Annotated in this window: 12 protein-coding genes; 7 read left to right on the top strand and 5 right to left on the bottom strand. The window is 67.6% G+C overall.

Features of this window, described 5'->3' with window-relative positions:
- The first annotated feature begins 98 nt into the window (after positions 1 to 98).
- Positions 99 to 503, top strand: a complete 405-nt coding sequence (locus tag J7E87_RS25190; protein WP_215096794.1) for a pyridoxamine 5'-phosphate oxidase family protein — start codon at positions 99 to 101, stop codon at positions 501 to 503.
- Between the two features lie 164 nt (positions 504 to 667).
- Here J7E87_RS25190 and J7E87_RS25185 read toward each other — a convergent pair whose 3' ends face one another.
- Positions 668 to 1009 carry a (2Fe-2S)-binding protein gene (locus J7E87_RS25185; protein ID WP_215096793.1) on the bottom strand — a complete coding sequence of 114 codons (342 nt, stop codon included), beginning with the start codon at positions 1007 to 1009 and terminating at the stop codon, positions 668 to 670.
- Between the two features lie 384 nt (positions 1010 to 1393).
- Here J7E87_RS25185 and J7E87_RS25180 point away from each other — a divergent pair, with 384 nt between their 5' ends.
- On the top strand, positions 1394 to 2377 hold the full coding sequence (locus J7E87_RS25180) for a helix-turn-helix transcriptional regulator (protein WP_215096792.1): 984 nt from the start codon (positions 1394 to 1396) through the stop codon (positions 2375 to 2377).
- A 281-nt stretch (positions 2378 to 2658) separates the two neighbouring features.
- Positions 2659 to 3294, top strand: a complete 636-nt coding sequence (locus J7E87_RS25175) for a GAP family protein (RefSeq protein ID WP_215096791.1) — start codon at positions 2659 to 2661, stop codon at positions 3292 to 3294.
- A gap of 87 nt (positions 3295 to 3381) precedes the next feature.
- On the opposite strand, the gene J7E87_RS25170 is transcribed toward J7E87_RS25175, so the two are convergent.
- From J7E87_RS25170 to dnaK, 4 genes are read right to left on the bottom strand one after another with little or no spacing between them, the layout of a single operon-like run.
- Positions 3382 to 3834, bottom strand: coding sequence for a heat shock protein transcriptional repressor HspR (locus tag J7E87_RS25170; protein ID WP_215096790.1), 453 nt, complete (start codon positions 3832 to 3834; stop codon positions 3382 to 3384).
- 1 nt (position 3835) lies between these two features.
- The gene (dnaJ, locus tag J7E87_RS25165) at positions 3836 to 5026 is read right to left on the bottom strand and encodes a molecular chaperone DnaJ (RefSeq protein ID WP_215096789.1); all 1191 of its coding nucleotides are present in this window, start codon (positions 5024 to 5026) and stop codon (positions 3836 to 3838) included.
- Between the two features lie 30 nt (positions 5027 to 5056).
- Positions 5057 to 5707, bottom strand: a complete 651-nt coding sequence (gene grpE, locus J7E87_RS25160; protein ID WP_215096788.1) for a nucleotide exchange factor GrpE — start codon at positions 5705 to 5707, stop codon at positions 5057 to 5059.
- Positions 5704 to 7566, bottom strand: coding sequence for a molecular chaperone DnaK (dnaK, locus tag J7E87_RS25155; protein ID WP_215096787.1), 1863 nt, complete (start codon positions 7564 to 7566; stop codon positions 5704 to 5706). The genes grpE and dnaK overlap by 4 nt, the downstream gene beginning before the upstream one ends.
- Before the next feature lie 281 nt (positions 7567 to 7847).
- On the opposite strand from dnaK, the gene J7E87_RS25150 reads away from it, so the two are divergent.
- From J7E87_RS25150 to J7E87_RS25135, 4 genes are all read left to right on the top strand, one after another.
- Positions 7848 to 8381, top strand: coding sequence for a sugar transferase (locus J7E87_RS25150; RefSeq protein WP_215096786.1), 534 nt, complete (start codon positions 7848 to 7850; stop codon positions 8379 to 8381).
- A 126-nt stretch (positions 8382 to 8507) separates the two neighbouring features.
- Complete coding sequence (locus J7E87_RS25145) at positions 8508 to 10778, top strand: (Fe-S)-binding protein (RefSeq protein WP_215096785.1); 2271 nt, start codon at positions 8508 to 8510, stop codon at positions 10776 to 10778.
- 256 nt (positions 10779 to 11034) lie between these two features.
- Entirely contained in the window at positions 11035 to 11937 is a 903-nt protein-coding gene (locus tag J7E87_RS25140) for a Yip1 family protein (protein ID WP_215096784.1), read from the top strand.
- Positions 11938 to 12353: 416 nt separating this feature from the next.
- Positions 12354 to 12889, top strand: a 536-nt coding sequence (locus J7E87_RS25135) for a beta-propeller fold lactonase family protein (protein WP_308313074.1), incomplete at its 3' end; no start/stop codon positions are given.

Below are 12889 nucleotides of genomic sequence, written 5' to 3'. Positions count from 1 at the left end.
GCGGCTGTCCACTCAACACTGACTCATTCAACGTGCACAAAGTTGAGTCTATTTCACTCAACCCGGTGGGAGGTAGCCGCCGCCTGTAGGTTCCTGGCATGGCCATCGACCCGCGCAATCCCGACGCGTCGTATCTCCGCTTCTGGCGTGAGTACCACATGTGCACACTGACAACCCCCCGCCTGGACGGAACCCCGCACGTTGTCGCGGTCGGTGTCACCTACGACCCGGAGCGCGGACTGGCCCGTGTCATCACCAACAAGCACAGCCACAAGGTCGTCAACATCCTGGCAGCGGGTCCCGACGGGGCGCCGGTCGCGGTCTGTCAGGTCGACAAGGGGCGCTGGGCGACCCTGGAGGGCCGCGCGAGGGTCCGTACGGAGCCGGAGCTCATCGCGGAGGCGGTGGAGCGCTACGCGGAACGCTACGGACGCAACCCTGCCCCGAACCCGGACCGGGTGCTGATCGAGATCGCCCTGACACGGGCAATGGGCCGGGCGTAGCCGGCGGAAGCACGGGAAGCCCGAGAAACCAGGGAAGCCCGGGAAGCCCGAGAAACCCGGAAACAGCCCGGGAAAAGCACAGCGGCGCCATCGTGTTTCAGGTCCACGATGGCGCCGCTGTGTGGGGGAAGCGCCCGAGCGATTTACAACGACGGGGGAACCGCTCAGGCACTGCGGGGGGTGGCGGTGGTGGTGTCGGGCTCGACCAGCTGGTGGTCCCGCTGGTCGAGCTGGTGATCCCGCTGGTCGAGATTGACAAAAATCATGCCGTACCGGATGGCACAGCGGACTGGCTGCGGAGCTCCACGGGGCCGGCGAAGGCACCGATACGCACGGACGTCCTCGTCCTCCTCGCGCGCCACGACAATCGGCTCTCCGAAGAGGGTGACCATCAACGAGTCGCCACGGTGGGGGATTGCCGTGACGAGGTCGATGAAATGCCACCCCGATCTGTAAGCCGTAGCCATCTCGCGCCGGAAGACCCGGTCGTCCGGTGGAACGGTCATGCTTCCGTGCGGGCCGGAGCGACACCCCAGGAGGGCTCACCGTTCGTACCCGTGACGACTGCCGGACCGACACCCCATGAAGGCTCTTCGGGCATATTGGCCACGGCGTCCGCGGGAGCGAAGCCCCACGAAGGTTCGCCAGGGGCTGCCGTCACCGCGGCTGGAGAGCTACCCCAGGAGGGCTCACCGGAGGCCACCGCACCGAGGGCGGCCGCCGCTATGGCAAGAGCACAAAGAGCACGAAGCGTCCTAGACATGGGTGATCTCCACCTCTTTTGATCATTCCTCCTCCCCCCGCGCATAAGACGATGTCTCACTCCGAACGCTTGCACCAGCGACGGCAGGCATCATGTTCCTGTAATGCAGGAGCCTGAGGGGGTGCATATGCCAGCTAATGAGGGCGAATCTGGACACCCTCACACAGACGGCGAACTGTGCGAGGCGGGGAAAAGTCTTTACATCACCGCGCTGCGTACCGGGCGAATAGCCCGGTCAGAAGCGGAACCAACACCCTGTCTTTTCGATTTCGCCTTGCTTCACCCGGATCCCGACGACGCTCAGTGGCTCCGCCCGGTCCCACCGACCACTGCGCTGACACAGCTGATACACCCCATCGAGCGGGAGATCCAAGAGCGCCGGCGACGAACTGTCGCTCTGACCGATGCTCTTGAGCCATTCATGGCCTTCACCGCTCAGAACTCCACCGTCCCACAAGGGATCACCGTCCTCGAGGGCCTCAACCGCATCAACACAACCCTCGACCAAGTCACCGCAGACTGCACCGAGGAACTTCTCACTGTCCAGCCCGGCAGCGGGCGACAGCCGCACATCCTGGAGAAGGCTCTGCGCCGCGTGGAGCCGCTTATCGACCGCGGTGTGCGAATGCGTACGCTCTACCAGCACACGGCCCGCCACCACCCGGCCACGCTGTCCTACATGGAACAGGTCGGCCCGTCCGGCGTAGAGGTGCGCACGCTGGAGGAGATCATCGACCGGCTGATCATCGTCGACCGGAAGGTGGCCTTCATCCCGGCCAGCAGCGACCGCCTGTCGGCCCTCGAACTGCGGCACAAGGGCATCGTCGAGTATCTCGTCGGCGTCTTCGAGCAGTTCTGGCTGCACGGCATCCCATGGGAGGAACAGATCTCCTACGGGCCCCAGTTGGACGGCATCACGGGCGTCCAGCGCTCGATCGCCAAGCTGCTGGTCGAGGGGCATGTCGACGAGGCCATCGCCCGGCGCCTCGGCATGAACGTCCGCACCTGCCGTGCGCACATCGCCAAGCTGGGCTCCGCGCTGGGCAGTGGCAGCCGGACCCAACTCGGCTATCTCATCGCGCAGTCGGGGGTTCTCGAGCACGAGGCCTGACGGCGAGGGCCCCGGCGTCCGCCGACACGCCGGGGCGCGCATGCCGCACAGCCTCTGTTTCACTCCATCCCAAAAGGGATCATCTACCGCATACTAGGCAGCCTTGACGGAGTGCGCGGCGTCCCACCCGGAGGCGCCGGACGACTGACGGGCAGGAGTGCGATGGACGGCCACCGGCGGGAGCGGCGTGGACGAACCGGCGAAAGTCCCGGCTCTCCCGGCTCTCCCGGCTCTCCCGGAGCTCCCGGCTCTCCCGGCTCTCCCGGAGCTCGAGGCCACCGGTGGACCTGAAGATTCTTCCGCTCGCCGTCACCATGATGGTGGGACCCCAGATCCTGTCGGCGATCATCTTCGTCACCAGCCCCAGAGCAGTCCGGGCGTCCCTGGCGTTCCTCCTGGGCATCGCAGCCGGGACCACGGCCGGGGTGGCCCTCATGCGGGGCGTCGCCGCGCTCCTGGGCCACGCCGTCGACACGGGCAGCCCGTCCGACAAGGGCTCGGCCGGCCACATCATCGAGTACGTACTGGTCGGCCTGCTGGTGTTCGTCGCGGTGAAGAACTGGCGGGGACGCGAAGGGGCCGAGCCGCCGAAGTGGCTGAAGTCCCTGATGACGGCCGGCCCGAGGAAGGCGTTCACCGTCGGCCTGCTGCTGATCCTGCTGATGCCCTCCGACCTTGTGGTCATGCTGACCGTAGGGATTCATCTGCAGCAGCACGACGCCGGCCTGTGGGAGGCGCTGCCCTTCATCGGGCTGACGGTTCTCATCGCGGCACTGCCGTTGCTGGGCCGCCTGCTGTTCGGCAGGAAGGCCGAGCGCGCCATGCCGAAGGTGCGCGAGTGGATGAACTCCCACAGCTGGCTCATCAGCATCATCGCCTGCGGGATCTTCATCGTCCTGATCCTCTCCGGAGGCTGACCGGGCCTCACAAGACCGCGGGCCGCACACGCCGAAGGGGCCGGAGAGCGACTCGCTCTCCGGCCCCTTCGCCGTACAACTACTGCCCTATTCAGGCCGCTTGGGACGCCAGACCACCAGCGCGCTGGCCTGTTGCACATCCTGGTACGGCACGAGATCGCGCCGGTAGGAGGCGTGCACCTGGGCTTCGCGCTGCTGCATCGCCGCCGCCGCGCCCTCGACGGCCGTCGACAGCTCGACGACCCGCTGCTGGAGCGCCGCGACCTGGTTCTCCAGTTCGATGATGCGCTTGATTCCGGCCAGGTTGATGCCCTCGTCCTGCGACAACTGCTGGACGTTGCGCAGCAGTTCGATGTCGCGGGCGGAGTAGCGCCGACCCCGGCCCGGGGTGCGGTCCGGGGAGACCAGGCCGAGCCGGTCGTACTGCCGAAGAGTTTGCGGATGCAGACCCGAGAGCTGGGCCGCCACCGAGATGACGTATACCGGCGACTCTTGGGTCAGTTCGTAGGGATTGCGGCTGCGTCCGGTTCGGCCGTCCATCTCATGCTCCCTTCGCGGCCTGGAACAGCTCGGCCCGCGGGTCCTCGTCCGCAGTGGCTTCGCGGTAGGCCTCCAGCGCTTCCTTCGCTCTCTCGCCGAGATCCTTGGGCACTGCGACCTCGACCGTGACCAACAGGTCCCCACGGGTGCCGTCCTTGCGGAGCGCGCCCTTGCCGCGGGCCCGCATCGTACGGCCGTTGGGCGTCCCGGCGGGCAGCTTCAGCGTGACCGGCGGACCGCCGAGGGTCGGAACCTTCACCTCGCCGCCGAGCGCCGCCTCCGCGTAGGTGACGGGCACGGTGACCGTGAGGTTGTCGCCCTTGCGGCCGAAGACCGGGTGCGAGTCGACATGGACGACGACATACAAGTCGCCCGCAGGGCCGCCCCGTTCGCCCGGAGCCCCCTTGCCGCGCAGCCGGATCCGCTGGCTGTCGAAGACGCCCGCGGGGATCCTGACCTGCATGGTGCGCGAGGAGCGGGCGCGCCCGCTGCCCTTGCACACGTCGCAGGGGTCCTGCGCGATCAGTCCGCGGCCCTTGCAGTCCACGCACGGGTCGGTGAGCGAGAAGGATCCGCTGCCGCCGCGCGAGACCTGGCCGGTGCCGAGACAGGTCGGGCACACCCTGGGCGTACCGTTTTTGTCGCCGGTGCCCGAACAGGCCTTGCACGCCGCCGAGCTGGACATCCGCAGCGGGACCGTGGCCCCGTCGACCGCCTCGGTGAAGCTGAGCGTCACCTCGGACTCGATGTCCTGGCCGCGGCGCGGCTGGGTACGCGTACCCGTACCGGCGCCGGCGCCGCGGTTGAACAGGCCGCCGAACACATCGCCGATACCGCCGCCGAAGCCCCCGGCGCCACCTTGCGTGCCGCCCTGGGCGCCCCCGAAGAGGTCGCCCAGGTCGAAGTTGAAGGAGCCGCCGGGGCCGCCGGGGCCGGGTGTGCGGAAGCCACCGTTGCCGAAGAGGGCGCGTGCCTCGTCGTACTCCTTGCGCCGCTTGGGGTCGCCGAGGATGTCATGGGCCTCGGAGATCTCCTTGAAGCGCTCCTCGGCCTTGACGTCGCCCTTGTTGGCGTCCGGGTGGTACTCGCGGGCGAGCTTCCGGTACGCCTTCTTGATCTCTGCCTCGGTGGCGTCCTTGGGGACGCCGAGAACCTTGTAGTAGTCCTTCTCGACGAAGTCCTTCGTACTCATCGACGTCCCTCCTCTCGGACGATCATTGCGTCAGCCCTCGTCCGGGCCACCGCTCTCCTCGTCGTTCGCCGTCTCTTCCTTGCCGGCCACCGGGGTCGCGCCCGGCTGGGGCTCGGCCACCGCCACCCGCGCGGGGCGGATGGTCCGTTCGCCGATGCGATACCCCGGCTGCAGGACCGCGACGCACGTGGTCTCTGTGACATCCGGTGCGTACGAGTGCATCAGGGCTTCGTGGATCGTCGGGTCGAAGGGCTCACCCTCCTTGCCGAACTGCTGCAGGCCCATCTTTGCGGCGGCCGTCTCCAGAGATTCGGCAACCGACTTGAACCCGCCCACCAGCTCCCCGTGTTCACGGGCGCGGCCGATGTCGTCGAGTACGGGCAGAAGCTCGGTCAGGAGGCTCGCCGTGGCGATCTCCTTGACCGTGATCCTGTCGCGCTCCACACGACGGCGGTAGTTCTGGTACTCGGCCTGGAGCCGCTGGAGGTCTGCCGTGCGCTCGCCGAGCGCCATGCGGACCTGGTCCAGCTGCGCCGTCAGGCCGGCGATCTTTGCTGCGTCCCCTGCCGGGGCCGCCGCGCCCTCCTCATGGGAGGACTCGGCGGACTCGGCGGCGTCGTCAGAGGTGGCGCCGGAGGGGACGTCAGGCTTCTCGTCGAAGCCCGGGGTCTCCTCCGTCACGCGGCACCACCCTTGGCGTCCTTCTCGTCGTCGACGATCTCGGCGTCGACGACATCGTCAGCGTTGTCTGCGGGCTGGCCCTGCCCACCGGCCGGGGCGTCGGCTCCGGCAGCGGCGCCGTCGGGCGTGGCGTTGGCGTACATCGCCTGGCCGAGCTTCTGGCTGACCGCTGCGAGCTTCTCGGTCACGGTGCGGATCTCGGCCGTGTCCTCGCCCTTGAGCTTCTCCTTCAGCTCGCCGACGGCGGTCTCGACCTCGGTCTTCACATCGCCCGGGACCTTGTCCTCGTTGTCCTTGAGGAACTTCTCCGTCTGGTAGACGAGCTGCTCGCCCTGGTTGCGGGTCTCGGCGGCCTCGCGGCGGCGGTGGTCCTCGTCCGCGTACTGCTCGGCCTCCTGGCGCATCCGGTCGACCTCGTCCTTCGGCAGCGAGGAGCCGCCGGTGACGGTCATCTTCTGCTCCTTGCCCGTGCCCAGGTCCTTCGCGGTCACGTGCATGATGCCGTTGGCGTCGATGTCGAAGGCGACCTCGATCTGCGGGACCCCGCGGGGGGCCGGCGGCAGACCGGTCAGCTCGAACATCCCGAGCTTCTTGTTGTACGCCGCGATCTCACGCTCGCCCTGGTAGACCTGGATCTGCACGGACGGCTGGTTGTCCTCGGCCGTCGTGAAGATCTCGGACCGCTTGGTCGGGATCGTGGTGTTGCGCTCGATGAGCTTGGTCATGATGCCGCCCTTGGTCTCGATACCGAGGGACAGCGGGGTCACGTCGAGGAGCAGGACGTCCTTGACCTCACCCTTGAGGACACCGGCCTGCAGGGCGGCGCCGATGGCGACGACCTCGTCGGGGTTCACACCCTTGTTGGCGTCCTGGCCGCCGGTGAGCTCCTTGACGAGCTCGGCGACGGCGGGCATCCGGGTCGAGCCGCCGACCAGGACCACGTGGTCGATCTCGGACAGCTGGATGCCGGCGTCCTTGATGACGTTGTGGAACGGGGTCTTGCAGCGGTCGAGCAGGTCCGTGGTGAGCTGCTGGAACTGAGCGCGCGTCAGCTTCTCGTCCAGGTGCAGGGGGCCCTCGGCGGAGGCCGTGATGTACGGGAGATTGATCGTCGTCTCGGTCGAGGACGACAGCTCGATCTTCGCCTTCTCCGCGGCTTCGCGCAGACGCTGGAGAGCCATCTTGTCCTTGGACAGGTCGACGCCGTGCCCGTTGGCGAACTGCTTCACCAGGTAGTCGACGACGCGCTGGTCCCAGTCGTCACCACCGAGGTGGTTGTCACCGTTGGTGGCCTTCACCTCGACGACGCCGTCGCCGATCTCGAGCAGCGAGACGTCGAAGGTGCCGCCACCGAGGTCGAAGACCAGAATCGTCTGGTCGTCCTTGTCCAGGCCGTAGGCCAGGGCGGCAGCGGTCGGCTCGTTGACGATACGCAGGACGTTGAGCCCCGCGATCTCACCGGCCTCCTTGGTGGCCTGCCGCTCCGAGTCGTTGAAGTACGCCGGGACAGTGATCACCGCGTCGGTGACCTTCTCGCCGAGGTAGGACTCCGCGTCGCGCTTCAGCTTCTGCAGGATGAAGGCGCTCATCTGCTGCGGGTTGAAGGTCTTCCCGTCGAGCTCGATCTTCCAGTCGGTGCCCATGTGGCGCTTGACCGACCGGATGGTCCTGTCGACGTTCGTGACTGCCTGACGCTTCGCAACCTCGCCGACCAGCACCTCACCGTTCTTCGCGAAGGCGACGACGGACGGCGTGGTCCTGGCACCCTCGGCGTTGGTGATGACAGAGGGCTCGCCGCCCTCCAGAACGCTGACGACGGAGTTAGTCGTGCCCAGGTCGATGCCGACCGCACGTGCCATTTCAATTCCTCCAGCTGACTTGAGTAGATCTGGCTCAAGAATGCATGACCGGCCCTACCGGCGTCAACAGACCTGAGTCGACCTCACTCAACTTTTATCCAGCGCTTACCTGCACCCTTGCGCGGCCGACGGTACACGCGCGTGGCGCGTCGGCTCGACCGGCCTTCATCTGCGAGAGTCATAGCCGCAAAAAACGGTCATGAGATACCAATCGTGACGAAGATCAGGATGAAATTCGTGACGAAGTTCGTGACGAAGATCGTGACGAAGGGCCTGCGTCCATGCCTGCGAAGCGAGTCGTCGACCTGGCGGGCAGTCTGATTCTGCTGCTACTGCTGTCCCCCCTGCTGCTCGCCGTCGCCGCCGCCGTCGCGGCGACCTCCCCCGGCGGCGTCCTGGCCCGCCAGGCCCGCACCGGCCTCGGCGGCGTTACGTTCGCGATGCTGACGTTCCGCACCCGGCGGGCGGCCGACTTCGACCTCACGCCCGTCGGACGGCTGCTGCGCCATTTCTTCCTGGACGACCTCCCACAACTGATCAATGTGGTGCGCGGCGAGATGTCCCTGGTCGGCCCGCGGCCGCCGGGCCCCGACGACTCCGACCACGCGGACCGGGCGCGACTCGGCGTACGCCCGGGAATCACCGGCCTGTGGCAGATCAGCGACCGCTCGGATCTCCCCTGGGAGGAGATGGCGGTGCTCGATCTGCACTATGTGGAGCAACACTGGCTGGGACTGGACCTGCTGATCCTGGCCCGCACCCTGCCGACCGCGCTCGCCGGACGCCGGGCGGACCGCCCGGTCAGGCTTGCCTGAGCGACACAGATCACCGGCTGCCCGGCTACAGTGCGGCGGCATAAGTGGGTACTCTCAGCAACGAACTGAATAAGTTACCGCTTAGTAGTGCTGGATTCCCCACCTCGCAGGCCCGAGGAGCCCCCAATGCAACTCGCCGCGATCATCGTGTCGCTGGTCCTGACCGTGGTCGGCGTTGCGCTCATCGCCCGAGCAGTCGCGCAGATCTACCGGTTCGTCAGGCTCGGTCAGCCCGTGCCTGCGGGCAGCCGTACCGACAACCCCAAGCAGCGAACGATCACCCTGGCCAAGGAGTTCCTCGGCCACACTCGGATGAACCGGTGGGGGATCGTCGGCTTCGCCCACTGGTTCGTCGCGATCGGCTTCCTCACCCTGCCGCCCACCCTGGCGCAGGCGTACGGCCAGCTCTTCCAGGCCGACTGGACTCTGCCCATCATCGGCGGCTTCCTGCCGTTCGAGATGTACATCGAGTTCATCGGTCTGATGACGGTCGTCGGCATCGTCATCCTAATGGCGATCCGGCTGCTGAACCTGCCCTCCCGGGCCGGCCGCAAGTCGCGCTTCGCGGGCTCCAAGGCCTGGCAGGCGTACTTCGTCGAATACGTCATCCTCACCATCGGCCTCGCGATTCTCGCCCTGCGCGGGCTCGAGGGCGCGATCCACCACGTGGATCACTACGAGGCCGCGTACTTCGTCTCGTACCCCCTGGTCCTGGCCTTCGACGGCCTGAGCGTCCCCAGCCTCCAGACGCTGATCTACTTCACCGCGATGATCAAGATCGGCACCTCGCTGATCTGGATGATCACGGTCTCCCTCAACACCAACATGGGTGTCGCCTGGCACCGGTTCCTCGGCTTCCCGAACATCTGGTTCAAGCGGAACGCGGACGGCTCGACGGCACTGGGCGCGCTCCAGCCGATGACGAGCGGTGGCAAGGAGATCGACTTCGAGGACCCGGGCGAGGACGACGTCTTCGGCGTCTCCCAGGTCGAGCAGTTCTCCTGGAAGGGCATCCTCGACTTCTCCACGTGTACGGAGTGCGGTCGCTGCCAGTCGCAGTGCCCGGCCTGGAACACCGGAAAGCCCCTCTCCCCGAAGCTGCTGATCATGTCGCTGCGCGACCACGCGCACGCCAAGGCCCCGTATCTGCTGGCCGGCGGCGGCAAGACCATGGAGGGCGAGGAGAAGGCGTCCGCGGAGCAGCTGGCCGGTGTCCCGGCGGCGGCTCTCGCCGAGGCCGAGCGCCCGCTGATCGGGACGCTCGAGGAGAACGGCGTCATCGACCCGGACGTCCTGTGGTCCTGCACCACCTGCGGCGCCTGTGTCGAGCAGTGCCCGGTCGACATCGAGCACATCGACCACATCGTCGACATGCGCCGCTACCAGGTGATGATCGAGTCCGCGTTCCCGTCCGAGGCGGGCACGATGCTCAAGAACCTGGAGAAGAAGGGCAACCCCTGGGGGCTGGCCAAGAAGCAGCGGGTGGAGTGGACCAAGGAGGTCGACTTCGAGGTCCCGATCGTCGGCAAGGACGTCGAGGACCTGTCCGAGGTCGACTATCTGTACTGGGTCGGCTGCGCGGGAGCGCTGGAGGACCGGGCGAAGAAGACCACCAAGGCCTTCGCTGAGCTGCTGCACATCGCGGGCGTGAAGTTCGCGATCATGGGCGGCGACGAGAAGTGCACCGGTGACTCCGCCCGCCGCCTCGGCAACGAGCCGCTGTTCCAGCAGCTCGGCCAGGAGAACGTGGCCATGCTGAACATGGCGTACGGCGAGGACGACGAAGACCCGTCGACGAAGAAGCCCAAGTCGTCGAAGAAGATCGTCGCGACCTGCCCGCACTGCTTCAACACGATCGCGAACGAATACCCGCAGCTGGGCGGCGAGTTCGAGGTCATCCACCACACGCAGCTGCTGCAGCACCTGATCGACGAGGGCAAGCTCGTCCCCGTGACCCCGGTCGAGGGTCTGATCACGTACCACGACCCCTGCTACCTGGGCCGGCACAACAAGATCTACACGCCGCCGCGCGAGATCATGTCCGCCGTCCCCGGCCTGCGCCAGCAGGAAATGCACCGCCACAAGGAGCGCGGCTTCTGCTGCGGCGCCGGCGGCGCCCGCATGTGGATGGAGGAGCGGATCGGCAAGCGCATCAACACCGAGCGCGTCGACGAGGCCCTCTCGTTGAACCCGGACATCGTCTCCACAGCCTGCCCGTTCTGCCTCGTCATGCTCACGGACTCCGTGAACGGCAAGAAGAACGACGGCCAGGCCAAGGAATCGCTCCAGGTCGTCGACGTGGCGCAGCTCCTGCTCGATTCGGTGCGTACGCCTCCGGCGGACCCGGCGACCGACGAGGAGCCGGCGGGCGCGCCGGAGCCTGAACCAGTGAAGTAGCCCGTGCGTCTGTAAGTACAGGAAGCGGCCGGATCTGCCTCGGGGGCAGAACCGGCCGCTTCCGTGTTTCGCCGGGCGGGGATCGGCCGGGCGGCATCACGTCGTGCGGGGTTTCTCCGGGCGGCGGCGGCCCGGCTTCGGGGCACGCGTATCCCTTCCAGGCTTCCCCTAGGGGATGTCACAGCTCAGCCGCAAAGGCACCCCGGTTCCTGATCCTCGGTCACCCGGCGGACGCGGACCGGGTACGTTCGATTACGTGGCTGGATTCAGGATCGGACGCGGCCGGGACAACCGCACGTCGCAGCAGCAGCAGCAACCGCAGCAGGCACCGCCGCCTTACAGAGGCGGCGGCGGCCATGCGGCACCGCCGTATGCGCAGCAGCAACCACCGCCGGGGTGGCCCCAGGCGGGCGGCGGCGGCCATCAGCGCCCCCAAGGCCCCCAGGGCCCGTACGGCGAACCGGAGTACTTCGGCGACCCGTACCGCCAACACCCCTCCGCCCCAGACCCGTACGCGGCCAACAACCCTGGTCACACCCAGGCGTTCAGCGTCAACGAGGACCCGTACGACAGCGGCGCGACCTACCGCGCGGGCGCTGCCCCCGCCGCGCCGACCGGCCCGCGCCTGCACTGGAAGCAATTGCTGAGCGGCATCGTGCTGCGGCCGGGCTCGACGTTCTGGCAGATGCGCGACTACCCCGTGTGGGGCACCGCGTTGATCGTCACGTTCATGTACGGCCTGCTCGCGCTGTTCGGCTTCGACAAGGCCCGCGAGGAGACGATCAACGCGACGATCTCCACGGCCATCCCGTACGCGCTGACGACGGCGGTCGCTTTCGTCATCGGCGGCATGATCCTCGGCGCGGTGACCCACACCCTGGCCCGCCAGCTCGGCGGCGACGGCGCGTGGCAGCCGACGGTCGGCCTCTCCATGCTGATCATGTCGATCACGGACGCCCCGCGCCTGGTCTTCGCCCTCTTCCTGGGCGGCGAGAACTCCCTGGTGCAGGGGCTGGGCTGGGCGACCTGGCTGGCGGCGGCGGCGCTGTTCACCTCGATGGTGAGCAAGTCGCACGATCTGCCGTGGCCGAAGGCGCTGGGTGCGTCGGCGATCCAGCTGATCGCCCTGCTGTCGATCATCAAGCTGGGAACGATCTGACCCGTACGACACCCGTACGACCGAGCCCGAGCTGTCCAGAAGGCCCCTACCGCGCCGGTAGGGGCCTTCTCTGTGGGCATGGCGGCCGGGCCAGTGCAGCGGGGAGGGTTCGGCGAGGAGTGCCGCTGAAGGCGACGGGTCCCGGGAGGGGGATTCAAGGCGTCCGTACGGTCCTATCCGGGATTGCCTGCGGTCATGCGCTGAAGGCGGCCCATAGCGTCGGACCGGCGATCATCAGCGCCGCGGCGATCCCGTCCATCCATGACGGGACATCAATCGCCGAGTCCATTCGGAACATGCGCATACACCTCGGTGTGGTGCGCTGCAGGAGGTCTTCATGTCGGGTATCGCGGTACGGGCGGCGTCGGAACCGGGGTGTGGGGGGGCGAAGTCGCGGGGGCGGGGGTTCGTGGTGGGTGCTGCTGCGGGCCTGGGTGGCGGGACTGGCGGTCCTGGCCGGCGTGGTCGTCCCGATCGCCGTGGCCACGCCGGCCGCCGCGCAGACCGGAACCTTCGCCTATGTCGCCAACTTCAGCTCGGACAACGTGTCGGTGATCGACACCGCCACCAACACGGTCACCGCCACCATCCCCGTCGGCAGCGGCCCCACTGGAGTGGCGGTCACCCCGGACGGCACCCGCGTCTACGTCGCCAACCTCAACACGAACGACGTATCGGTGATCGACACCGCCACCAACACCGTCACCACCACCATCCCCGTCGGCAGCGGCCCCGATGACGTGGCGGTCACCCCGGACGGCACCCGCGTCTACGTCGCCAACACCGGCTCGAGCGACGTGTCGGTGATCGACACCGCCACCAACACCGTCACCACCACCATCCCCGTCGGTGGCAGCCCCACTGAGCTGGCGGTCACCCCGGACGGCACCCGCGTCTACGTCACCAAGATCGCCTCGGACGACGTGTCGGTGATCGACACCGCCACCAACAC

It is taken from the genome of Streptomyces sp. ISL-1 (genome assembly GCF_018614585.1).
GTDB lineage: Bacteria > Actinomycetota > Actinomycetes > Streptomycetales > Streptomycetaceae > Streptomyces > Streptomyces maoxianensis.
Note: the sequence above shows the minus strand (reverse complement) of the source record. Positions and strands in the feature narration are given on the sequence as shown.

Excerpts from the sequence above, each read along its gene's own strand:
- J7E87_RS25190 (WP_215096794.1), top strand. The coding sequence starts at position 99 with ATGGCCATCGACCCGCGCAATCCCGACGCGTCGTATCTCCGCTTCTGG.
- J7E87_RS25150 (WP_215096786.1), top strand. The coding sequence starts at position 7,848 with ATGCCTGCGAAGCGAGTCGTCGACCTGGCGGGCAGTCTGATTCTGCTG.
- J7E87_RS25145 (WP_215096785.1), top strand. The coding sequence starts at position 8,508 with ATGCAACTCGCCGCGATCATCGTGTCGCTGGTCCTGACCGTGGTCGGC.
- J7E87_RS25185 (WP_215096793.1), bottom strand. The coding sequence starts at position 1,009 with ATGACCGTTCCACCGGACGACCGGGTCTTCCGGCGCGAGATGGCTACG.
- dnaJ (WP_215096789.1), bottom strand. The coding sequence starts at position 5,026 with ATGAGTACGAAGGACTTCGTCGAGAAGGACTACTACAAGGTTCTCGGC.
- J7E87_RS25170 (WP_215096790.1), bottom strand. The coding sequence starts at position 3,834 with ATGGACGGCCGAACCGGACGCAGCCGCAATCCCTACGAACTGACCCAA.
- J7E87_RS25180 (WP_215096792.1), top strand. The coding sequence starts at position 1,394 with ATGCCAGCTAATGAGGGCGAATCTGGACACCCTCACACAGACGGCGAA.
- dnaK (WP_215096787.1), bottom strand. The coding sequence starts at position 7,566 with ATGGCACGTGCGGTCGGCATCGACCTGGGCACGACTAACTCCGTCGTC.